General features: G+C 38.2%; 18 protein-coding genes and 1 tRNA gene. 5 read left to right on the top strand and 14 right to left on the bottom strand.

All coding sequences use genetic code 11. The features are described from left to right. Nucleotides 1-176 precede the first annotated feature (176 nt). The 10 genes from A9P82_RS14445 to infA all read right to left on the bottom strand — a co-directional run bounded on the left by A9P82_RS14445 (nt 177) and on the right by infA (nt 9,919). A complete protein-coding gene (locus A9P82_RS14445; RefSeq protein ID WP_197492186.1) occupies nt 177-1,175 on the bottom strand; it encodes a glycoside hydrolase family 43 protein in 999 nt (332 codons plus the stop codon). Between the two features lie 140 nt (nt 1,176-1,315). Next, nucleotides 1,316-5,377 (bottom strand): hybrid sensor histidine kinase/response regulator transcription factor, encoded by a 4,062-nt coding sequence (locus A9P82_RS14440; protein WP_066209012.1) that lies wholly within the window; start codon nt 5,375-5,377, stop codon nt 1,316-1,318. A 364-nt stretch (nt 5,378-5,741) separates the two neighbouring features. Beyond that, a tRNA-Lys gene (locus A9P82_RS14435) sits at nt 5,742-5,814 on the bottom strand. Between the two features lie 119 nt (nt 5,815-5,933). Then, the gene (rplQ, locus tag A9P82_RS14430; RefSeq protein WP_066209011.1) at nt 5,934-6,518 is read right to left on the bottom strand and encodes a 50S ribosomal protein L17; all 585 of its coding nucleotides are present in this window, start codon (nt 6,516-6,518) and stop codon (nt 5,934-5,936) included. 84 nt (nt 6,519-6,602) lie between these two features. Next, nucleotides 6,603-7,601 (bottom strand): DNA-directed RNA polymerase subunit alpha, encoded by a 999-nt coding sequence (locus A9P82_RS14425; RefSeq protein ID WP_066209009.1) that lies wholly within the window; start codon nt 7,599-7,601, stop codon nt 6,603-6,605. Nucleotides 7,602-7,703: 102 nt separating this feature from the next. Then, nucleotides 7,704-8,309 (bottom strand): 30S ribosomal protein S4, encoded by a 606-nt coding sequence (gene rpsD, locus A9P82_RS14420; protein WP_066209007.1) that lies wholly within the window; start codon nt 8,307-8,309, stop codon nt 7,704-7,706. A gap of 173 nt (nt 8,310-8,482) precedes the next feature. Beyond that, nucleotides 8,483-8,890 carry a 30S ribosomal protein S11 gene (gene rpsK / locus A9P82_RS14415; protein WP_066209005.1) on the bottom strand — a complete coding sequence of 136 codons (408 nt, stop codon included), beginning with the start codon at nt 8,888-8,890 and terminating at the stop codon, nt 8,483-8,485. 144 nt (nt 8,891-9,034) lie between these two features. After that, on the bottom strand, nt 9,035-9,415 hold the full coding sequence (gene rpsM / locus A9P82_RS14410) for a 30S ribosomal protein S13 (protein WP_066209003.1): 381 nt from the start codon (nt 9,413-9,415) through the stop codon (nt 9,035-9,037). Nucleotides 9,416-9,517: 102 nt separating this feature from the next. Further along, nucleotides 9,518-9,634: a type B 50S ribosomal protein L36 gene (ykgO, locus tag A9P82_RS14405; protein WP_066209001.1), complete on the bottom strand. Its 117-nt coding sequence runs from the start codon at nt 9,632-9,634 to the stop codon at nt 9,518-9,520. A gap of 66 nt (nt 9,635-9,700) precedes the next feature. Then, nucleotides 9,701-9,919, bottom strand: coding sequence for a translation initiation factor IF-1 (infA, locus tag A9P82_RS14400; protein ID WP_066208999.1), 219 nt, complete (start codon nt 9,917-9,919; stop codon nt 9,701-9,703). 264 nt (nt 9,920-10,183) lie between these two features. Between infA and A9P82_RS14395 the strand changes: the two genes are divergently transcribed. Together A9P82_RS14395 and A9P82_RS14390 are read left to right on the top strand one after the other, a co-directional pair. Next, nucleotides 10,184-12,127: a DUF3857 domain-containing protein gene (locus A9P82_RS14395; protein ID WP_066208995.1), complete on the top strand. Its 1,944-nt coding sequence runs from the start codon at nt 10,184-10,186 to the stop codon at nt 12,125-12,127. A gap of 6 nt (nt 12,128-12,133) precedes the next feature. Continuing rightward, nucleotides 12,134-14,053, top strand: a complete 1,920-nt coding sequence (locus A9P82_RS14390; RefSeq protein ID WP_066208994.1) for a DUF3857 domain-containing protein — start codon at nt 12,134-12,136, stop codon at nt 14,051-14,053. A 133-nt stretch (nt 14,054-14,186) separates the two neighbouring features. On the opposite strand, the gene A9P82_RS14385 is transcribed toward A9P82_RS14390, so the two are convergent. Then, nucleotides 14,187-15,827, bottom strand: coding sequence for a CTP synthase (locus tag A9P82_RS14385; protein ID WP_066208993.1), 1,641 nt, complete (start codon nt 15,825-15,827; stop codon nt 14,187-14,189). Nucleotides 15,828-16,134: 307 nt separating this feature from the next. Between A9P82_RS14385 and A9P82_RS14380 the strand changes: the two genes are divergently transcribed. Beyond that, nucleotides 16,135-17,190: an RluA family pseudouridine synthase gene (locus tag A9P82_RS14380; RefSeq protein ID WP_066208992.1), complete on the top strand. Its 1,056-nt coding sequence runs from the start codon at nt 16,135-16,137 to the stop codon at nt 17,188-17,190. Between the two features lie 137 nt (nt 17,191-17,327). Here A9P82_RS14380 and A9P82_RS14375 read toward each other — a convergent pair whose 3' ends face one another. Beyond that, the gene (locus A9P82_RS14375) at nt 17,328-18,461 is read right to left on the bottom strand and encodes an exo-beta-N-acetylmuramidase NamZ family protein (protein ID WP_231891170.1); all 1,134 of its coding nucleotides are present in this window, start codon (nt 18,459-18,461) and stop codon (nt 17,328-17,330) included. A gap of 173 nt (nt 18,462-18,634) precedes the next feature. Between A9P82_RS14375 and A9P82_RS14370 the strand changes: the two genes are divergently transcribed. After that, nucleotides 18,635-19,093, top strand: coding sequence for an FKBP-type peptidyl-prolyl cis-trans isomerase (locus tag A9P82_RS14370; protein WP_066209973.1), 459 nt, complete (start codon nt 18,635-18,637; stop codon nt 19,091-19,093). 204 nt (nt 19,094-19,297) lie between these two features. Beyond that, entirely contained in the window at nt 19,298-20,062 is a 765-nt protein-coding gene (locus tag A9P82_RS14365; protein ID WP_066208988.1) for a phosphatase PAP2 family protein, read from the top strand. 79 nt (nt 20,063-20,141) lie between these two features. Here the strand turns inward: A9P82_RS14365 and A9P82_RS14360 are convergent, their stop codons facing one another. Together A9P82_RS14360 and A9P82_RS14355 are read right to left on the bottom strand one after the other, a co-directional pair. Further along, a complete protein-coding gene (locus A9P82_RS14360) occupies nt 20,142-21,824 on the bottom strand; it encodes an NAD+ synthase (protein WP_066208986.1) in 1,683 nt (560 codons plus the stop codon). 108 nt (nt 21,825-21,932) lie between these two features. Next, nucleotides 21,933-22,976, bottom strand: a complete 1,044-nt coding sequence (locus tag A9P82_RS14355; protein ID WP_066208985.1) for a hypothetical protein — start codon at nt 22,974-22,976, stop codon at nt 21,933-21,935. Nucleotides 22,977-23,060 lie beyond the last annotated feature (84 nt).

The raw sequence follows: 23,060 nt of genomic DNA, 5'->3' as shown, positions 1-23,060 counted from the left end.
GAGAATTTTAATTCGTAAAAATTATAAGAACCAAAAAGTTGAAAATTCAGTTTCTTTAATTTAACTAATGTTCGTACAAAGCAACACTCTGCAACGCTAAATATTAGGGTAGAAATCAGTACAAAAAAGGGAGATTTTGGTAATATTCGGTTATATCATTTTCTATAAACGGCTACTCACGGAAAATAACGTCTCTTTACAACCAATTTATCTCCTGAATCATCCATTTCAAATAAACAAGGAATACGGATATATGTCCCTCTTTCATTTACGCTATGACTATGTATTACCATTAATAACTTTCCATCGAATGTTCGGAATAACATACCATGACCGAAATTCGGTGGCGTAATCGGTTCTTTCTCTTGTAACCATGGACCATCCAGTGTACCGCTTACTGAATATGCTACGCCTTGGGTATAATTATTATATACCCAGCTTGTCCATAGCATTCCCAACTTTCCGGTCTGGGTACGAAAAACATACGGTCCGTCCGTTACTCTGTTTGGAACAATTTTGCCATTTAATTTTTCCCGGCTCCAAGGAGAACTGCTCGCCCGAAACAATATTTTTCCTTTACCTATGGTGCCGCTTAAATCAGGTTTGAGTTGTATTTTCTCGACTGTGCCGTTCCAGTTTTGCAACCATTCATGGCAGTAAATCATATAAGGCGTATTATTTTCGACCCAAAATGTGGCATCCAAAGTAGATTTATTGGCAGGCAGGTATATTGAATCTGCCATAGGAACATAAGGTCCATCAGGGTGGTCACTCACTAAAATGTGGCAAGCTCGGCGTTCAATCACATTTCCTCTGAAAGTATCAATCTTAATATTGCTGTTTGTAAATGTGGCAAAATAATAATACTTGCCATGATAATAATGTAGCTCGGCAGCCCAAATTTGAGGATTACTGCCCATCCAAGAATGCGGATTAATCTGAACGACGCGGAAAGGTCCTGTCCAAAATTTCAAATCACGGCTTTTCCATATTAACCCGCCCGTACCGGTCATATAATAACTATGTGTCGGCTTATCTGCTAAAATAAACGGATCGCTTAAGCGAATGGAATCTAACGGTACATTTGTATGAAAAGGAACTTTTGTTTGCTGCGCCAAAACAAACATAAAACTCGCTCCAAATAAAAATGTCAATATCGCTGATTTTGCTTCCACCTAACAAATAATTTAATGGTTTACTGACAACGCAGCATTCATAACATCATCCGAGACAATGCACAAAATAACACTCATTAGCACTTAGAAAAAGGGGAGAAATTGGTAAAAAAGGGGGATATTTTAACTATTTGTAAATATCAGGAAGCATTAAAATTCATGGAGGAATAAGATGCACCTAAAGACTTCCGATATTTTTTAATATATGCCGAAGGCGTCATTCCGAAGACTTTTTGAAACTGTGTACGAAAATATTTAACATCATTAAATCCGACCATAAAAGCCGTTTCATTCACATTATGATCGGCATTGATAAATAGTTCGGCGGCTTTCCGTAAACGGACAAACCGCACAAAACCGCTTGCCGAGTAGCCGGAAATATGGTGTATCTTTTTGTATAAATTGGAATGGCTCATACAGAGTTTATCAGCCAGTTTTTTAATTTCAAACTGGTCATCATCCAAATGTTCTTCCACAACAGCAATACATTTTTCCATAAAAGCTTTATCCTCGGCAGATATTTTCTGAAAATTTTCCTGTAACGTAATCTCGTTATAAAAATAACGCTGAAGGTTACTTTTCGTTTTCAATAAATTATTAACCCGCGCCGATAACAGTTCTTTATCAAACGGCTTTGTGATATAATCGTCCGCGCCGGATTCTACACAACGCAACTTTACTTCCGACGAAATTTCCGCCGTGAGCATAATGACGGGAATATGACTTAGCCTTTCATCACTCTTTATGGATTGGCAAATTTCATCGCCATACATTCCGGGCATTACCAGATCAAGAATAACCAAATCGGGCATACATTTTCTTACCTGTTCCAATGCCGCAAGCCCGTTGCTTACTTCGATTATTTTATAACCGTTTGCAAATAATTTGCGTACGTAACTGCGGATATCAACATCATCATCCGCTAAAAGAATGGTTTTATTGGTAGAAATTAATTCTGCTTGCAAAATATCATCATTCAAAACCTGTTCATTGTTTTGCACAATTTCTTCCGGCATAATTTCTTCCAGCAAAGTTTGGTCACTATTTTTACTTTCCCGAATAGGAATGCCTGCAAAGTGCTTTTTACCTTTTAAGAGTTCTATATTAAAAGTTGTGCCTTTGTTTTGTTCGCTGCAAAAACCGACATATCCGTAATGCTTGTCAATGAAATTTTTGACTAAAAACAAGCCGATGCCGAAACCCGTTCTTCCCGTATTTTCCAGCGAATGAATCTGGTAATATTTTAAAAATATTTTTTCCTTGTTTTCTTCTGTTATTCCCAAACCATTATCGGTAACAGATATATGCACTTTGTTTTCATCTTCTTTTACGGTCAATTCGACTTTTCCTTTTTCAGGCACGTATTTTATTGCGTTGGACAATAGATTGAACAGCACGATTCCGAGCTTTTCATAATCGCCGTATATTTCTACATTTTCATTGTCGCATACAAAAGTATAATGAACGGTTTTTGTTTTTGCCTGATAGGCAAAGCTGTCAAACACTTCTCTTGCAAGCGCCGAAAAATTTAGTTTGCTTACTTGCATTTCCGCATCTTCCGCATCGGTTTTTCTGAACAACAGTAATTGACTTACCAAAGAAAGCATTCGTTTGGAATTCTTATAAACAGTTTTTATTTCTTCGGGATGTTCATTTTCATCTACATTTTTCATCAGTTCCTTAATCGGATTAATGATAAGCGTAAGCATAGTTCGGAACTCGTGAGAAATATTGGTAAAAAAAGAAATCTTTCTTTCGGTCAGTTCTTTTTCTGTCTCGGCATTCAGGCGCGTGAGCTTCATTTCATATTCCAGCGCTGTTTGCCTTTGTTTGTATTTCAAATAAAAATAAACAGCCGATGCAAATGCTGCCGCATACAGCAAATACGCCCACCACGTTCTGTACCACGGCGGAAGAACTTTAATATTGATAACTCTCTCATCGGCACTCCAGCTCCCATCTGTATTGGTGGCTCTTATATGCAGCTTGTAATTTCCTTCATACAAACGGGAATAATTTGCAACACGTGCTTTACCGGCATCATTCCAACCTTTATCCCAACCTTCCAAATAATAAGCATATACAATACTGCCCGGCGCTGTATAATCCAAACCTGCAAATCGTACAGAAAGCGTAGCCTGATTAAACGGAATGCTTATATTTTCCACATCTACAGGTGTTGAGCCTTGCGGCAAATACCTGGTATCCTCAAGCGGTACATCATTGATTTTAAAATCAGTTACCAACAATGGCGGATGAATAATATCTTTCCTGATTTCATCCGGATTAAATTTATTAAACCCTCCTACGCCACCGAATAAAAACTCGCCGTTACTCAGTTTAAACGCCGCATTGTAGTTGAACTGATTACTTTGCAATCCATCGTTAATATTGAAATTGACAAATGTATTTTTTGCAACATCAAATTTGGCTAAGCCATTATACGTGCTGCACCAAAGATTGCCCTGCGCATCCTGCAAAATATTCAGAACAGAATTGCTTGGCAATCCGTCGGCTTCTGTGTAATGCTTAAAAGTATTGTTCGCCTGATTGTACAACATTAGACCACCGCCTTCTGTCCCAATCCATAAACGATGATTTTTATCTTCGATGATAGCGCGTACAGCATAACCCACGTTGAGGTATAAATGACGTTTTTGTAGCGTATCTATTTTTATCAGCTGATTGTAATTGCCTGCCCAGAGATTGCCCCGCGAATCTTCATACAATGTGTGAATATTGATGAGCGAATTATCGAACAACTCGAAGCGGTTTTCTTTTTCATTAAAAAGAAAAAGCGCATCGTCTTTGGTGCATCCTGCCCAAATACGATGATGCGAATCCTGGTACAATTTCCATAAATTGATATTTTGTTTTCCCGTAACGGGATTATAACAAGGATAATGTGTAAAGCTGTTTGTAGTCTTGTTAAATAAGTCAATACCGCCGCTGAAAGATGCAATCCATAAACGATTCTTATAATCGTTCAAAATACTTGTTACATAATTGCTTAAAAGCGAATTTGGATTGTCAGGGTTATGCGTATAATTGGTAAAAGTATTTGTTTTAAGGTTCCAATAACTTATGCCTCCGCCGTCCGTACCAATCCAGATATTGTGCTTATCATCTTCGCCGAATGAAAGCGCGAAATCACTTGCAAGTGTATTATGCGAAACGGGATTCCTCCTGATGGTATTAAACAAATTCGGCTTGGTATTTAAGATACCTACGCCGCCTCTTAACGTTGCTATCCATTTTTCATTATTATTTTCATATACTGCATAAACTGCATTACTCTTTAATCCGTTGTTATCATCACTTTGTTTAAGAAAATCAACGCTGTTATCGGGATGGATTTCGCCCAGTCCGTCGCCGTCGGTAGAAACCCAAAGATTGTTTTCTTTATCTTTATACAGATTAGTAACGTTACTATGTGCAAATTGAAGATAGGGGAGCGATATTTCGCCTGAGGATATATCGTATTTAAAAAGACCGTTTTCCGTTCCTATTAAAATATTATTTTGTTCAGGCAGATAAAGCAGTTTAGATGCATCGGTAATTTTATCTGTAAGCAAAATAATTGTATTATCAACAGGATTAAATGTGTATAATCCTTTTCCCATTATAAACAATAAAAGCTCGTTGTTTTTATATAGAGTAATCGCTGAAGCATTGTACTTAACCGAATTTTCAAATGGTATTTGCTTAAAAATATTTCTATCCTTTTGTAATACAAATAAACCGTCATCTTCAGTAGCAACAAATGTGTTACCATTTTTATCGGTTTCTATTTCTTTAATACGGGCGTCCATTTCATGCGGAGAATGCTGCCCGTTCGGGGAATAATAAATATTATGAAATTTAAAACTTCTGTAATCAAATACGCATAATCCTTTAAGCGTACCAACCCAAATGGAATGCTCATTATTTTCTTTCAGAACAACAACATGGTTATTAATAAGCGATGTTGAGTCTTGCCATTTGCTGCGGAATATTTTAAATTCATAGCCGTCATATCTGTTCAAGCCATCGTAAGTTCCCATCCACATAAAGCCGTATTTATCCCGCAAGAGACAGGTTACAGAATTATTAGATAAACCTTTGGTTACATCAATATTTGAAAGCGTTAATAAACCCTGCTGTGCTTTAGTATAACCGCTAAAAAGAATCAAAGAAATAACAAGCAGAAGTCCTTTGTGCATACTGTTTTGAGTTTAATAAAAAACGGAATTATCCATTGTTAAGAAATCAATCACCTACATACAAACGATTGTAATTTACATCAAAATAAACAATTAATTATTAAATTGACAAATATCTTTGAATAGCCTACTTTCATCTGTTTATTTTTATTGTTTTTTAATGGTGAGATGGAATGCCTCTAAATAATCATCCATTTGGACAAATATCTTTATAGGCATTTTTCAAACTAATTAATCCTAATTGCAGAGTATAAAAAGAGAAGTCTTGGATACCATAAAGGCTGTTAATTTTTATCTGCAGCCAAAAATACGCGCCAAATAAAAAAGCAGCTATGAATTTACTTCATAACTGCTTGATTTTCAGTGTTCCCGCAGAGACTCGAACTCTGGACCCGCTGATTAAGAGTCAGCTGCTCTACCAACTGAGCTACGGAAACTTTAGGGCTGCAAATAAATTAAATTATTGTATTTCTACCAAATCATATTTGCAACTTCAAAATAAAAGAGCAACTTTAAACGGGTTGCTCTTTTATTATTAAAACTTATTCTTACATGATTAAGCTTCTTCGCCGCTTTCTTTTGTTTCTTCAGTAGTATTGTCTTCTGCTTTTGGCAATTCTTCTGCCGGAGTTTCTTCAGCAACTTCTGCTTCAGTAATAGCCGATGGCGCTTCTGCTACAGCTGCTTCCACTTTCTTCGCAGAAGAACGACTACGCCGTGTTTTCTTAGCCGGTTCAGCTCCTGTTTCAATTGAAGCTCCATAAACTTCGTTGAAATCAACTAACTCAATCATTGCTTTTTCTGCATTATCGCCGGGACGAATACCTAACTTGATGATGCGTGTATAACCACCCGGACGTTCATTGATTTTCGGACCAACTACGGTAAATAATTCTTTTACTGCAGTTTTATTTTGCAGGTAACTGAACACGATACGATGATTGTGACTTATCAAAGCTTCGCTTGAATTCTTCTTCGTTTTTGTAATCAACGGCTCAACATACTTACGCAATTCTTTAGCTTTTGCCAAAGTAGTTACGATACGCTTGTGTGTGATTAACTGTGCAGCAAGGTTTGACAATAACGCATCTCTGTGCGCTTTCTTTCTGCCTAAATTGTTTTGCTTATCTCCATGACGCATGATTTTTCCAGATTTTATATTTACACCGTGTCAAGGAATGTAAATACCGACCCAAAGGTCTGATTTAAAAAATTATTTATAAAATTAATCGTTTACTTCGATACCCATACGAGCCAAGTCCATACCGAATTGTAAACCTCTTTCGTGCAATACCTGCTCGATTTCGGTTAAAGACTTCTGACCGAAGTTGCGGAACTTCATCAAGTCTTCTTGTTCATATTGAACCAATTCGCTCAAAGAGTTGATTTTTGCAGCTTTCAAACAATTGAATGCACGTACAGAAAGGTCTAAATCTTCCAACGGTGTTTTCAATACTTTGCGCAATTGCAATACTTGTTCATCCACCACATCTTCTTTCTTATCTTCCTTACTGTCGAAAGTGATGTTTTCATCGGTAATAATCATCAAATGCTGAATCAAAATTCTTGATGCTTGTTTTACCGCCTCTTCAGGATGAATAGTTCCATCGGTAATCACGTCTAACAACAATTTTTCATAGTCTGTACGTTGTTCTACACGATAGTTTTCAATGGCTATTTTTACATTTTTGATAGGTGTATGAATAGAATCGATAGCGATATAGCCAAACGCTGTGTCCTTCAGCTTGTTTTCTTCAGCAGGAATATAACCACGACCTTTGCCGATAGTTAATTCAATGTCCAATTTCGCAGACGTATCTAAAGTACACAACACCAATTCCGGATTCATAATTCCGAAACTTGAAGTCGCTTCGCCAATTTGAGCGGCTGTAAATTCGTTCTTACCTTTAACAGACAAAACGATTTTTTCGCTGCTTACTTCCTGTTCAACAATCTTCTTGAAACGTACTTGTTTTAGATTCAGAATCAGCTCAGTTACATCTTCGGTAACGCCGCGAATAGTAGCAAATTCATGGTCAACGCCATCAATTTTGATACCTACAATTGCATATCCTTCCAATGAGCTAAGCAATATTCTGCGCAATGCATTGCCCACTGTAAGACCGAATCCCGGTTCGAGTGGACGAAATTCAAATTTACCTTCGAAATCAGTTATTTTCTGTAAAACGATTTTATCGGGTTTTTGAAAGTTTAATATGGCCATATTAAAACTTGTTTTTTATTAAATTTTCAGCAAGAAACTGAAAAAAATTGTTTTAAAATATTTGTTGAAAAAATACCGTTTGAAAACTCCCAAGAAATCTCATTACTTAGAATACAATTCTACAATCAACTGCTCTTTGATATTTTCCGGAACACTTTCTCTTTCAGGATAGGTAATAAAAGTACCTTTCTTTTCACTTTCATTCCAGTCAAGCCAGGAAAATTTAGGATTTTTGCCACGAATACGGCTTGTTAATGCTGCATTCGCCTCACTCTTTTCTTTCAAACCGATAATATCGCCGGGCTTCAACTGATAAGAAGGAATGTTTACAATGTCGCCGTTTACGGTAATATGCTTGTGGCTTACCAACTGGCGCGCTGCCGGACGGGATTCTGCAATTCCTAAACGGAAAACTGTATTGTCCAAACGAGCTTCCAGCAATTTAATCAGGTTTTCGCCTGTAACACCTTTTATGCGGTTAGCCTCTTCAAAGGTATTGCGAAACTGGCGTTCCAATACACCGTAAGTGTATTTTGCTTTTTGTTTTTCTTTCAACTGAGTAGCATATTCGCCCAATTGTTTACGCTTGCGCAATGCACCGTGCTGACCGGGAGGATTGCTGTTTTTGCCAAGATATTTTCCGTTGCCTAAAATAGGCTCGCCGAAAATACGGCTGATTTTGGTCTTTGGACCTGTGTAACGTGCCATAAAGTTTATTTGTTTGTGATTTTTTAATGACGATGTTTTATCTGTAAAAATCTAAAATGAATAAAACATCCTTTATCAATTAATAATTGAAAATTAATAATTAGTAATTTGATGCGGACTTATTTATCATCGTCCAATAATTTTTAATTACTAATTATTAATTCTTAATTACATTAAACTCTTCTCTTCTTAGGAGGACGGCAACCATTGTGCGGAAGCGGTGTAATATCTCTGATAATTGCAACTTCCAAACCGCTTTGCGCCAAAGAACGGATAGCGCCTTCACGACCTGCACCCGGACCTTTTACAAAAACGTCAATTTTCTTTAAGCCTGCATCTACTGCTACTTTTGCAGCATCTGCTGCAGCTAATTGCGCTGCATAAGGCGTATTCTTTTTAGAACCGCGAAAGCCCATTTTACCGGCAGAAGACCAAGAAATTACTTGTCCTTGCTTGTTGGTAAGCGCTACAATGATGTTGTTGAATGTTGCGCTGATGTGCGCATCGCCATGCGCATCTACCTTTACCACTCTTTTTTTAGCGGCAGCTTTTGCGCTGGTTTGTTGTTTTCCTTTTGCCATTTTTTTTGTTTGTAGGTAATCTTCTGAATTTTCGCCTCTCCTTTTCTTCTCCCGAAGAACTATCCGACGGCTTTTTTGTTATAAACACAAAATTTCAAATCCCAAACAACCGGAATTGCTTGAGATTTGAAACTGATTAAGTTACTATTTCTTAGGCGCTTTCTTTTTACCTGCAACCGTTTTACGTTTCCCTTTGCGGGTACGGCTATTGGTACGTGTACGCTGACCACGAACAGGCAATCCTTTACGATGACGAAGACCACGATAGCAAGCAATATCCAGTAAACGCTTAATATTCATTTGCACTTCACTACGCAAAGCACCTTCAACTTTGATTTCTCCGTTGATAATGTTACGGATAGCAGCTTGTTCATCATCCGTCCATTGATTTACTTTTTTATCGAAATCAATACCAGCTTTAGTAAGAATATACTGAGCTGTTGAACGTCCAATACCAAAAATATAGGTCAATCCTATTTCGCCTCTTTTATTTTTGGGTAAGTCTATGCCGGCAATACGAGCCATATTTCTATTTTAATTTGATAATTTGAAAATTCTATAATTTGAAAATTGCAGCAATTCAAAAATCATTTTCAAATTCTCAAATTGCTTCATTCTCAAAGTTGATTATCCTTGTCTTTGTTTAAAACGAGGATTCTTTTTGTTAATAATGTACAGCTTTCCTTTTCTGCGAACGATTTTGCAGTCGGCGCTGCGCTTTTTTACTGATGCTCTTACTTTCATATCAAATAGCTTTTAAGCTTTATTGTTGTTTGTAGAACTTTAGTACAATAAGACTAAAGCCTATTTCTACTTATACCTGAAAATGATTCTCCCTCTCGACAAATCATAAGGACTCATTTCAACGCCTACTTTATCGCCGGGCAGAATGCGAATATAGTGCATTCGCATTTTTCCCGAAATAGTTGCCAATATTTCGTGACCATTTTCCAACTTTACTCGAAACATTGCGTTACTCAATGCCTCCAATATTACTCCGTCCTGTTTTATTAATGGTTGTTTAGCCATACTATTTTTGGGAGCGCAAAGATAGAGATTATATTTTAAATAATAAAAAAAATTAGTTTTTTATTTAAAAATGAGAGGAAATTATTCATTAAATATATAGGAATGATAGCTTTTTGCTAAACTACCTGCTAAATTAAATATTGACCTCATTATTCCATCATTGAAAAATTTTTATTTTTCTTCAATCAATTTATTTCTCCTAACTTCATCAGCAATTTGTTTTAATTGAAATACCAAATACATACTTAAACTTCGCTTCAAATCATGAAAAAAAACGCGCTGCACCTGCTTGCAATAGTAATGACATTGCTATGCTCAGCACAAAAAAATATCGCTCAGGACAAATTAATTTCTTTCGGCAAACCGGATAAAACCGAACTTGAATTAAAAGATTGCGATTTCGACCCCGGCGCGCCGCTCGAATGCCTTGCCGATATAGGAACAGTAAACTACCAAATATCGAATGCAGGTGTAAATATTATTACGAAAAGAAGAACCCGGTTTAAAATATTTAAAGAATCAGGCATCTCCATTGCCGACGTGAAACTGCGTTATTACGCAAAAGACAACTATGAAGATATCACAGGTATCGACGGCTACGTTTATAATATGGACGGCAGCGGCAATGTTACCGTAAGCCGGTTGAAAAAAAGCGATATTTATAAAAAAGATGTGGACGCAGAATATGCCGAAGTATCTTTTGCCCTGCCGGATGTTCGTGTCGGGTCTGTGATAGAGTTTCGTTACACCAAGTATAAAAAAACTATAGGTAACATAGATTCGTGGTATTTTCAACATGAATACCCTGTAAAATACAGCGCGTACAATCTAATCGTTCCCGATTATTTTGACTTTAACTACCAGGTAAACAGAAGACAGGAAATGACTATTAAAAAAAGTACCGATGCCGATGGCAACTGGTTTATCATGCACAATGTGGCAAGCGTACACGACGAGCCGTATATGCCCGGTTTCAACGACTACAATCAACGAGTGGATTTCAACCTTACCTCTATCACGCCGCCGGGCGAATCTACCATTGTCGTAGGTTCTACATGGCAAAAGCTTGCCGAGCAATATCTGGACGAATACACTTGCGGCGGGCAGTTGAAGAGAAATGTAAAACATCCGTCCGAGTTAGATTCCTTGGTTGCGAATAGTAAAACCAATATCGATAAGCTGAAAACCATTTATTATTATTTGCAAAAAAACATCAAATGGAACGGAGACGACGACATTGGCGCATTTGAAGATGGCGGCATCAAAAATGCGTGGGATAAGAAACAGGGCAGCACGGCAGATATTAATTTACTCTTCGTCAACTGGCTGCGCGATTATAAAATCAACGCCGACCCCATTTTGGTAAGTACAAGCGACCACGGGAAAACAAATCGCTACTATATCAATATGAACCAGTTCAACTCGGTAATGGCGTATGTAACCGTGGACAGCAACACGTATGTTTTGAACGCAGCAGACAAATACAATCCATTCGGACTGATACCTTACAATGTTTTATTTTCCCAAGGATTGACAATGTCTAAAAACGCTTCGTGGATAACAATGGCAAGCGTTTTACAAAAATTTTCGACAGGTGCAGTTATCAATATAGATATAGACAAGAAAGGCAAAATATCCGGCTTCGGCAATCTTACTTATTCAGGCTATGCGCGCGCCATCGAAATGAAAGAAGTAGAAGAAAACAAGCTGAAAACAGATTTATCTTACAGCAAAGACATCACAATTGATGCCGACTCCATAAATGTTGAACATACAGATAATGATTCGCTTCCGCTGAACATTAATTTTACCCTAAGCGGGGGCGCACACAATTCCGGCAATTATTTGCTGATTCCTTATAACCTTTACGGAATGTCCACGGAAAACCCTTTTACTTCCGACAAAAGATTAACAGCCATTGATTTCAAAAGCCTGCAATCATACAACGTAATGGGTTACATTAATATCGACAGCAGTTTGACTTTCGATGAGCTGCCCAAAAATTTTGCCGTTCGCACAGAAGACAGCAGCATTATCTTAAAAAGAATATTTCAGAAAAACAGCGACCAAACGCTCAGTTATTTATTGTCCGTCAATTTTCTCCGACCGGATTACACGCTGGACGAATATGCCGGCATTAAAGCATTTTATAAGCAGCTGTTTACATTGCTCAACGAAAGAATTGTAGTGAAAAGAAAAACCCGTTAAGCCTTTATGATTACCAAAAAAATTTTAACGTCATTTATTGTTTGCACTTATTTATTAGCGCATTCGGCTGTTGCGCAAGCTCAAACACAAAAATATGCCGTCAATAATATTCCGAAAAACCTGTTGAAACATGCTAATTCCGTCAAGCGCGAAGAAACATTACATTTTACGGTCAAAGGCATTGGAGATGCCGTGTTTCAGCATCACAGCGTCATTACTGTTTTGAATCACGACGGCGATGATAATTTGTCTTTCGGCTGCTACACTTTTAAATTCGACAAGCTCGACGACGCTTCAATTTCCGTATATGATTCTTTGGGAAATAAAATCAAAACTTATTCGCTCAAAGACCTGCAGGCAACAAGTTACGGCGACGGTTTAGTGGAAGACGGAAAACTATATTATTTTTCGGTTACAGCGCCGTCTTACCCGATAACCATTGAAATAAATTCCGTAGAAAAATACAAAGGCTTGCTCTTCTACCCTTCGTTCGATATTCAGGATAAAGACCAATCGGTTGAACAATCGTCTGCGCAAATTATTGTTCCTAAAACATTAGGACTGCGCTACAAAACCATTAATATAAAAGACAATTGTATAAAAAAAGAAGACGCTTCAAACATTACTTACAGTTGGACTGAAAACAATCTGCCTGCCATAAAAGTTGCACGCCATTCAGGACCCCAATATTTGTATTTGCCATCCATATTATTTGCGCCCAGGCAATTTAAAATGGATGATTATACAGGCGATATGAGCACCTGGCAAAGCTTTGGAAAATGGTACGGCGATTTAATCAGTACCACAAACACCTTAACGCCGCAGGAACAAACCTTTTATCAGAACATGGTAAAAGATAAAACCACCGACCGCGAAAAAGCCGAAACCATTTACCGTTATATGCAAAACAATATGCGCTACGTAAGTATTCAGTTGGGCATCGGCGGCTGGAAACCTTTTGCAGCTTCCTTTGTAAACACTAAGAAATACGGCGATTGTAAAGCACTGACCAATTATATGCAGGCAGCCTTGAGCGCAGTCGGCATTAAAAGTTATCCCGTCATCAATCACTTTGGAACGTTGAGTACGCCAATAACCAAAGATTTTCCGGTTAATGCGTTCAATCACGTTTTGCTTTGCATTCCGCAGGCAAAAGACAGCATCTGGCTTGAATGTACCAGCAGCAGCAACGACTTCGGCGAACTATACACCGAAACGCAAAATCATTTGGCTTTATTGATTAATGAAAAAGGCGGCGAGCTTGTAAGAACGCCTCTTGAAAATGCCGATGAAAACACATTGAGTTCAAAAAGCATCATCAACCTGAATGTCGATGGCAGCGCAGTTGTAAACACGCAAATCAATGTAACGGGCGAAATAAAACAGGAACATCTTGCTTATTTATATCAGGAATCGGACGAACACAAAAAAGATTTTTTCTATTCTTACCTGAGTTTCAAACCTGCCGACTCTATCGGCATTACGGAAAGCAATAAATTCACAACACCATTCTCGTACAATGCGAAATTGAATTACGGCAATTTCCCCGATTTTACTACAGGTTCAAAAATATTTATGCCGTCGCGATTGCACCGGATTTTCAAAGAAAGAATTACGGACGACACAGCGAGAAAGCAAGATTACTATTTTGATTATCCGTATAAAATATCCGATACTGTTGAATTGCACTATCCGCAAGGTTTTCAGCCGGAAGACTTGCCGAAGAATAAAAATATTTCAAAGCCATTTGCATCGTATAAAAGCGAATACATTTTAGATACAACTGCAAAAACAATTACAGTAATCACGCATTTATCCATTCTTCAAACCATTGTAAAAAGCGCGGATTATAAAGATTTGGAAGATTTTTCAGAACACGTTTTGGACGATTTGGATGAGAAAATTGTGGTTAACGGTAATGAATGATTTCTCCGCCGAGTTTCGTGCCTACACGAACCTTTTTCAGTACATGAAGACACGTACCGAGACTATCAGCAGTAATCAAAAAGCCCACAATTTAAATCGTGGGCGTTTAAATTACGACTGATATTTTTTTCATTTAAACAACACCTACTTCTTTTTTCTGTGCCGTTCTTTTTTCGTTAAATACTTTTGCCGCAGCTATAAAATCTACAAACAACGGCGCAGGATTTTCCACCGTGCTTTTGAGTTCAGGATGATACTGCACGCCAATAAAAAACGGATGCGCAGGCACTTCCACAATTTCCACCAAACCCGTATCGGGATTGAATCCTGTGGCTTTCATGCCGTTTGCTTCAAACTGTTCGAGATAATCATTGTTAAATTCATAACGATGACGATGGCGTTCGGAAATATGCGTAGTTCTGTAAATTTTTTCTGCAAGCGAACCCTCTTTTATTTCACAAGGATAAGAACCTAAACGCATTGTTCCGCCCATCAATTTTACTTTCTTCTGTTCTTCCATCATGTTCACAACCGGATTCGGCGTATTCTTATTCATTTCAGTTGAATGCGCGTCCTTAATATTCAGCACATTTCTTGCAAATTCAATGACCGACATTTGCATTCCCAAACAAATACCGAAGAACGGAATATTATTTTCACGGGCATATTTGATCGCTAATATTTTCCCTTCGATGCCGCGCTCGCCAAAGCCCGGCGCAACAAGCATTCCATCAACATTCTGCAATTTTTCCGCAACATTTTCCGGCGTAATAAATTCGCTGTGAATGTTCTGCACTACTACTTTCACTTCATTCATTGCGCCTGCGTGAATAAAGCTTTCGAGAATGGATTTATATGCATCCTGCAACTCAATATATTTGCCGATTAAACCAATCGTGATTTTCGATTTCGGGTATTTTATTTTATCCAGAAATGCTTTCCATTTGTCAAGGTTCGGTTCTTTGAAATCCGTAATGCCAAACTTGTTTAAACAAATTACATCCAATTTTTCACGCAGCATTTCCAAAGGAACTTCGTAAATAGATGAAGCATCCATCGCTTCGATTACAGCGTTCTGTTTTACGTTACAAAACAGTGCAATTTTTCTTTTCAAATCATTGGTCAAAGGTTCTTCCGTGCGGCAAACAATAATATCGGGATGCACGCCCGTTTCGCTCATCATTTTCACGGAATGCTGTGTGGGCTTTGTTTTCAGCTCTTTCGCTGCGCGCAAATATGGAATTAAAGTCAAGTGAATTACACACACATCTTCATCGGGCAATTCCCATTGAATTTGCCGGATGGCTTCCACAAAAGGCAGACTCTCAATATCGCCAATCGTTCCGCCGATTTCCGTAATTACAATATCATATTCGCCGCCGCGACCGAGCAGTAACATTCTGCGTTTGATTTCATCTGTGATATGCGGAACAACCTGAACAGTTTTTCCGAGATACGCGCCTTCGCGCTCTTTATTGATGACGGTTTGGTAAATTCTTCCTGTAGTTACATTGTTTGCTTGTGAAGTATGTATGTTGAGAAAACGCTCATAATGCCCCAAATCCAAATCGGTTTCCGCGCCGTCTTCGGTTACATAACATTCGCCGTGTTCATACGGATTGAGCGTTCCCGGGTCAACATTAATGTACGGGTCAAATTTCTGAATGGTAACGCTGAAACCGCGTGCCTGCAGGAGTTTCGCAAGCGAAGCCGCAATAATTCCTTTTCCTAAACTGCTGGTTACGCCGCCGGTAACAAATACATACTTTGCCATAATATATTGAATAAAAATTTTACTAAAAAAAAGTTCATCCGCGCAAAAACTTAACTATTTAAACGGATGAATTATGTTATGACCTGATGCTATTTGTCCGGAAAATTAAAATCGAATCTTTTATAATAGAGAGGTCGTGCAAAGATAGATGATTTTTTTGCGAGAAAAAAATTTGTTGGATTTTCCTGCAGATATGCGCGGATTTTTTCGCTGAGGACGCAGATTCTTTTCAGCGAATATCTGCGGGTATTTAATTCTGCGAATATCTGCGGGAAAAATTAGATAACAAAGCCATTATCTTTGCGCCATGCTCGAACACGACGATTTATTGCAGGAAGAAAATGCAGAGGAACTGTACGAAAAGAAAACCTTTATCATCGACAAAGGGCAAGAGCCTTTGCGCATTGATAAATGGATGCACGCTCGTATCGAAAATGCCACGCGCAACAAAATCCAAAAAGGCATCGACGCGGGTTTTCTTACCGTAAATGGTCGTGCTGTTAAAAGCAATTACCGCGTAAAACCTGATGATAAAATTGTTTGGATTACGCTCATAAATCCTGAGTTTTCAGAAATTGTTCCCGAAAATATTCCGCTTGATTTTGTGTATGAAGATGATGCCGTAATGGTCATCAACAAACCGCCGAATATGGTGGTTCATCCCGGCGTGGGAAATTATACGGGAACTTTATTGAACGGCGTTGCGTATCATTTGCAACAACAAAATCCTGACTTAAATGAAGAAGATTTGCCGCGTTTCGGGCTTGTTCATCGCATCGATAAAAACACAACGGGATTAATTGTTCTGGCAAAAACCGGCGAAGCTGCATCCAATCTGGCGAAGCAATTTTTTAATCATACCGTTACCAGAAAATACATCGCCGTTGTTTGGGGAAATGTGGAAGAAGATGAAGGCACAATCATCGGAAACATCGGCCGCCACGAGCGTTTCAGAAAAATGTTTACCGTTTATCCCGAAGGCGATAAAGGCAAACACGCCGTAACGCATTACAAAGTTTTGGAACGATTGAATTATGTAACGGTTGTGGAATGTGTGCTGGAAACCGGTCGCACGCACCAGATTCGCGTACACATGAAATCCATCGGGCATACGCTTTTCAACGATTGGGAATACGGCGGCGATAAAATTTTAAAAGGAACTGTTTATACAAAATACAAGCAGTTTGTAGATAATTGTTTTGAAGTTTGTCCGCGCTGCGCATTACACGCGAAAACATTGGGTTTCGACCATCCTGTTACAGATGAAAGAATGTTTTTTGATTCGCCTTTGCCAAATGATATGCAACAGCTGATTGAAAAATGGGAAAGGTATATTCAGTTTAAACCGCTGCCGGAAGAATAATCTTTTGCTGTTTGAAGCGTCTTCGCTTCAAACGCCTATTCTGTCGGCTCTTGCCGACTTTAAAGTTGCCATGAGGCAACAGAATAATCATGCGAAGCGAGGACGCTTCGCATAGCATCCCGCACTTCAATGCTCAACTATGGATAGAGCAAATATTTCTTTCTTATCTGCATAAATTTTTTCAAAGGCTTGCGCCAGCTTCGGCGAATTTGCGCTTCCGTTCTTCCTGCGATAATTTGTTTCATCAGTTCATCGCTGCCTGCCAATTTGTTGAAGAAAATTTTTGTCGGTTCATTTCCCTGGCTTATAAAAAAATGCTGCTTGTCCGGAAATGCTTTGTATGCCTGCAATAAATATTTTAATACCAAATGACTGCAGAAAACAGAATCATGAATATTCCAGCCGTAACAAACTTGTCCGTAAAACTTTGATGATTCCGCGCCTTTTCTCGGTTCGGGCGTGAAGCTGAATAACGATTTATCCAAACTCGGATGACCAAAAATCTCAAAAGGAAATTCCGTGCCGCGACCTTCGCTCAACACCGTTCCTTCAAAAAAACACATAGACGGATATTTATACACCGAACTCATGAAAGGCAGATTTGGCGAGGGTTTCACGGGAAGCATATAACGGCTTTCGTGCGTATAATTTTTACAGGGAATAATTTTTATGTCCACAGATTTTGCATCATATTTTGTTTTTGTATTCAGCCAATGTTCGCCAATGAGCATCTTTGCATATTCGCCAATCGTCATTCCGTAAACAACAGGAATCGGCTGCTCGCCTACGCCGCTTGCATATTTTCTGTCAAGTATTGGACCATCAATATAAAAGCCGTTCGGGTTCGGTCGGTCAAGAATAATTAATGGTTTATGCAAGTCAATTGCCGCTTCCATAAAGTGTTGCAACGATGCGATGTAAGTATAAAAACGCACACCCACATCCTGCAAATCGAACAACAAAACATCTACATTTTTTACGTCTTCTTCCGATGGTTTTGTTTTCTTTCCGTATAAAGAAATTATTTTAATGCCTGTTTTTTTATCAATTTCGTTACCCACTTTTGCGCCTGCATCTTCATCGCCGCGAAAACCATGCTCAGGCCCGAATGCACACACCACGCGGGTTCCGAGCGACAACAAAGAATCTACTAAAGGCGTTCCGTTGATTTCGGAAGTAGGATTTGCAAATACACCAACCGTTTTATTTTTCAATAAAGGCAGATAATTTTCCGTTTGATAAGCCGCAGGCAAAATTTGCTGCGCCATCATTTTCGTTAAAGAAAAAAAGATGACAAATGGTAAAATGAATAATTTTTTTTTGAGAGAAAAAAACATTGGACCAAAAATTTCAGTTCATTAAAAAATCTTTTCAAACCTACAACAAATACACGTTGAAAATAGCAAATCGCAGAAAAGGTTTACCTTGCCACAAATTACAGACTATGCAAACAGCAAAAAAAGGCGATAAAGTAAAAGTACATTATCACGGCAAATTAACTGACGGAACTACCTTCGACAGCAGCGAAGGTCGCTCCCCGCTTGAGTTTGAGATTGGAAGCGGACAAGTAATCAAAGGCTTTGACGACGGCGCTACCGGCTTGCAAATAGGCGAAAAACGTACGGTTCATATTCCTGCGGCAGATGCTTACGGACCTGTTTCCGAAGAGCAAATCGTAGAATTTCCACGCAGCCAGTTTCCGCCCGAATTAAACCCCGAAGTGGGAATGCCATTGCAAATGAGCAACGACCAGGGACAAACTTTTCAAGTAGTAATTAAAGAAGTGAAAGACGATGTTGTGGTATTAGATGCGAACCATCCTTTGGCGGGAAAAGATTTGATTTTCGATATTGAATTGGTGGATATTGCTCCCGGAAAATCTTCGTTGATTATTCCGGAATAAATTAATTCAAAAATATATTTTGAAAAACGGTTTGCTTTCGTGCGAACCGTTTTTATTTTATGGCAATTTATTTTTTACAAAAATTAAACAATTGTATAAAACAATTGTTTAATTTTGCAAAAGTTTCTTTTCATAAGAGAAGCTTTATCGACTGTTATACCAAGTGAAAATATAATTATTTACATCTGTAAAATTGGTATTGAGTTGAAAGATTTACGAACAGAAGCATTATCCTTTTCTTTTCAAAAAAATAAAGGTTTAAGAGAAGTATTATTATTCATTGGTGTTGCTATTTTCTACAAAGTTTCGCGATTTATTGCTATCGGCGATGAGCATACGGCATTTCAAAATGCGTATAAAGTTGTGTCTTTTGAACAAATGCATAGCTTGTTTTATGAGATAACGTTACAGCATATATTTTCAAAAGCTACGCTTTTGCTCCGGTTTATGAACCGTTTTTATTTGCTGGTGCACGTACCGTCGATTATTGCATTCTTTTTTTGGCTGTTCCGTTATCACAGGGAAAAATATTATTTCATCCGGAATGGTTTTTTGTTTGCCAATTTCATCACGCTGTTTATTTTCATGTGGTTTCCGTGTGCGCCGCCGCGAATGCTGCACGACATAGGCTTTGAAGACACACTTCTGCAAGTAAGCCATTTGAATTTATATAGCAGCAGTCTTACACATTATTTCAATCAATATGCAGCCATGCCGTCTATGCACTTTGGAACGGCGTTGATAATCGGCATTTGCGTATGTATGTACACAAAAAAAGTATTGTTGAAGCTGCTAATGGTTGCGTATCCCGTCTTTGTATTATTCGTGATAATTGTAACAGGCAACCATTTTTTTCTGGATGCTATTGTTGGTGCGAGTGTTTCTGTTGTCGGATTTGCAGTTGTTTATCTTTTTTACAAAATAAAAAGTAAACGCTTACAGCCGCAAGTGCAGGAAATTAAAGAGTAAGCGTTGTTACGTTTATCTAAAAAATGAAGTATAAATGCACGAATAATGTTTGCGTATTTATACTTCATTTTTCTTTCAATCAAATCAAATATTTTCCTACAATCGGCACGCGACGCCCGACACCAAAGGCTTTCGGCGAAACGCGAATGATAGGACAGAATTGGTTTCGCTTGTATTCATTGATATTTACAAGTTTCAAAGTTCTATCGACCAATGCTGTATCAAATCCCAAAGATTTTATTTCATTCGGACCTTTTCGCTGCTCAATATATTGATATAAAATTTGGTCGAGAATGGAATAATCCGGCAGGCTGTCGCTGTCTTTTTGATTTGGACGAAGTTCTGCGCTCGGCGCTTTGTCAATGATGTGTCGCGGAATAATTTCTTTTTCACGGTTGATATATTTTGCCAATTCATACACTTGCATTTTATAACAATCGCCCAAAACGCCCAGCCCGCCTGCCATATCGCCGTACAGAGTTCCATAGCCAGTTGCCAATTCACTTTTGTTGGAAGTGTTTAATAAAATATAATTGAACTTATTGGCGATTGCCATTACTAAGTTTCCGCGTGTGCGGCTTTGGATATTTTCTTCCGCAACGGAAAAAGGCAAATCGTTAAAAATCGGTTTCAGTTCCTGCAAGAAACTTTCGTAAATATTTTTGATATGAATAATGTCGTAAGGATTGTTTAAGTTTTTGCTCAATTCAACAGCGTCATCCACGGAATGGCTTGTGGAATAAGGCGAAGGCATCAGAATTGCACGAACATTTTCCGCGCCCAAAGCATCGCAAGCCAACGCCAAAGTAACTGCAGAATCAATGCCGCCCGACGAACCGAGAATGGCTTTCGAAAAATTCATTTTATTAAAATAATCGCGGATGCCCATAACGAGCGCGCTGTAAACTTCATCAATATTGAGCGAAGGAATTAATCGTTCGGGATTTAATTCATGCGTTGGCAATTCATCTGCTTTCTCTATAATAGATTCGCTGAAAGTATTATCAGCATTGAGTTTCAAGCCATCGACAATTTCCTCAAACAAAGGAAATACCTTAATAATATTTGCATCTTTATCAAAAATAAACGAGCCTCCGTCGAACACGATTTCGGTTTGCGAACCGACTGCATTGCAATAAAACATCGGCAATTTATACTTCAATACATTTGCCTTGATAATGGCTTTTCTGTCTTCATAATGTGTGTAATCGAACGGCGAAGCAGAAAGATTTATCATTAAATCGGGTTGTTGTTCCATCAACAAATCCATCGGGCAAACGCGGTACAAAGGATTATCGCCAAGATTCCAAATATCTTCACAAATAGTTACTGCAAGCCGCTTTCCGCGAAATTCAATTACATTCCATTCATACGCAGGTTCAAAATATCTATCCTCATCAAACACGTCGTAAGTAGGCAAAAGCGTTTTATGAATTTCAGCTTTTATTTCTTTTTCGTGTAAAAGAAAAACCGCATTGAACAAATCTTTTCCATCGTATTGCAAGTTGCGTGCAGGCGCGCCAACCAATACACCAATGTTTTCCGTATATTGTTTTATTTCGTCTAATGCACGGTAACTTTTTTCGATAAAATCTTCAAACTCCAAAAAATCTCTTGGTGGATAACCACACACGCAAAGCTCCGAAAATATGATGAGGTCTGCGTTTCGCGACTTCGCTTCGTTGATTGCTTCAATGATTTTTTTTGTATTGGCTTCAAAATTTCCGATATGATAATTTTGCTGCGCTAAAAATATGTTCATGTGTTTTGTAGAAATTGTGAGGCAAAATTACGATTTGTTTGATTGCTTTACGGTTCAATTGTTTTGCAATAACGAAACGCAGATTTTTTATGATAATGATGACATCATTCAAGGTTTAGGCTTATTCCAGATTTTTTCCGCGCTTCTTCCAATCAGCCAAAACGATAAAGCAAGAACGATGAAGAAAACTGCCTTATAGCTTCCGTTCCAGAAATATTCAAAGTAGCGCGTGTAAATATTGAGGAACAAAAATGTAATGCCGAAGTTTCTTACATCAGGCAAATCTTTCTTCCAACCGATATAAGTCGCAATCGCTGAAACGCCCATAGATAAAAGCGCCCAGCCGAACAGATGAATCTGCGGAACTTTGTTCCATTCTTCCCAAGTGCCGTAATTTCCGCATACGGAAACAATCCACAACGAAATAAAAAACAAGCAAAGTGTGTAATAACATGTAAGCGAGTAAAAGTCTTGCAGTTGTTTTATTCGCTTCATAAAATATGTTGCAATCAAAAACAAAATACTGAAAACAAAGAACCGCAACGCATAATTCAATCCAAGAAAGTACGGCTGCCAATGCGTAGCATTCGCCGACAAAACGCAAACCCAACAAGTGAAAGCGAGCAAACCGAGCAGCCATATAATTTGGCTTTTCAGCAAGAATGAAAGGGTAACGTAAAATATAGTTGCCAGCAAAAAAGTAGTGATATAATACGCATCGCCTTTGCCGGAAAGATTGGCAAAGTTGGCTGCCGTGAAAGCCGCAAACGCACTACCCATCAGTATAAAACCTTCGTTGGTAAAAATTTTATCTGGATTTTCTTGTTTCCATTTTTGCCCGAAATAAAAAAATACGGCAGCAATAATTGCACAAATAATTCCAAGTAAAAGATTAGAAGCATTGAATAATTTTTCAATTAACAGGTCGAAGAAATTAATCAGCTTTCTGTCTGCAAATGTTGCTACGACAGCGATTACACCGCATACGATGGCAATGATGAAAGCATATTTGGCAACATTTTTCCAGTCAAATTCTCTTACCGAAAAACTTCGTTTCAGTTCTTCGGCTTTGTCGCTTGTGATGATGTTTTTGTTTTTCCAGTCATCAATCGCGTCTTCAAGAAATGCTGCCTGAGATTTGTTGATTTGCATATACAGGAATTTTGGCTAAAGTTAAATTTCTTTTGGAAAAGAAATTACGTCATCAGCCAATAAGCAATCAATTGACAACCGACT

The sequence above is a fragment of the Arachidicoccus sp. BS20 genome (genome assembly GCF_001659705.1).
Taxonomy (GTDB): domain Bacteria; phylum Bacteroidota; class Bacteroidia; order Chitinophagales; family Chitinophagaceae; genus Arachidicoccus.
This window is presented reverse-complemented; position numbering and strand designations above follow the sequence as displayed.

What these genes read in the sequence shown, in the direction of transcription:
- rpsD (WP_066209007.1), bottom strand. Translation starts at nt 8,309, where the DNA reads ATGGCACGTTACACAGGTCCAAAGACCAAAATCAGCCGTATTTTCGGC.
- A9P82_RS14360 (WP_066208986.1), bottom strand. Translation starts at nt 21,824, where the DNA reads ATGAACATATTTTTAGCGCAGCAAAATTATCATATCGGAAATTTTGAA.
- ykgO (WP_066209001.1), bottom strand. Translation starts at nt 9,634, where the DNA reads ATGAAAGTAAGAGCATCAGTAAAAAAGCGCAGCGCCGACTGCAAAATC.
- A9P82_RS14355 (WP_066208985.1), bottom strand. Translation starts at nt 22,976, where the DNA reads ATGCAAATCAACAAATCTCAGGCAGCATTTCTTGAAGACGCGATTGAT.
- A9P82_RS14380 (WP_066208992.1), top strand. Translation starts at nt 16,135, where the DNA reads ATGCTCGAACACGACGATTTATTGCAGGAAGAAAATGCAGAGGAACTG.
- A9P82_RS14440 (WP_066209012.1), bottom strand. Translation starts at nt 5,377, where the DNA reads ATGCACAAAGGACTTCTGCTTGTTATTTCTTTGATTCTTTTTAGCGGT.
- A9P82_RS14425 (WP_066209009.1), bottom strand. Translation starts at nt 7,601, where the DNA reads ATGGCCATATTAAACTTTCAAAAACCCGATAAAATCGTTTTACAGAAA.
- A9P82_RS14370 (WP_066209973.1), top strand. Translation starts at nt 18,635, where the DNA reads ATGCAAACAGCAAAAAAAGGCGATAAAGTAAAAGTACATTATCACGGC.
- infA (WP_066208999.1), bottom strand. Translation starts at nt 9,919, where the DNA reads ATGGCTAAACAACCATTAATAAAACAGGACGGAGTAATATTGGAGGCA.
- A9P82_RS14395 (WP_066208995.1), top strand. Translation starts at nt 10,184, where the DNA reads ATGAAAAAAAACGCGCTGCACCTGCTTGCAATAGTAATGACATTGCTA.
- rpsK (WP_066209005.1), bottom strand. Translation starts at nt 8,890, where the DNA reads ATGGCAAAAGGAAAACAACAAACCAGCGCAAAAGCTGCCGCTAAAAAA.
- A9P82_RS14385 (WP_066208993.1), bottom strand. Translation starts at nt 15,827, where the DNA reads ATGGCAAAGTATGTATTTGTTACCGGCGGCGTAACCAGCAGTTTAGGA.
- rplQ (WP_066209011.1), bottom strand. Translation starts at nt 6,518, where the DNA reads ATGCGTCATGGAGATAAGCAAAACAATTTAGGCAGAAAGAAAGCGCAC.
- rpsM (WP_066209003.1), bottom strand. Translation starts at nt 9,415, where the DNA reads ATGGCTCGTATTGCCGGCATAGACTTACCCAAAAATAAAAGAGGCGAA.
- A9P82_RS14390 (WP_066208994.1), top strand. Translation starts at nt 12,134, where the DNA reads ATGATTACCAAAAAAATTTTAACGTCATTTATTGTTTGCACTTATTTA.
- A9P82_RS14375 (WP_231891170.1), bottom strand. Translation starts at nt 18,461, where the DNA reads ATGATGGCGCAGCAAATTTTGCCTGCGGCTTATCAAACGGAAAATTAT.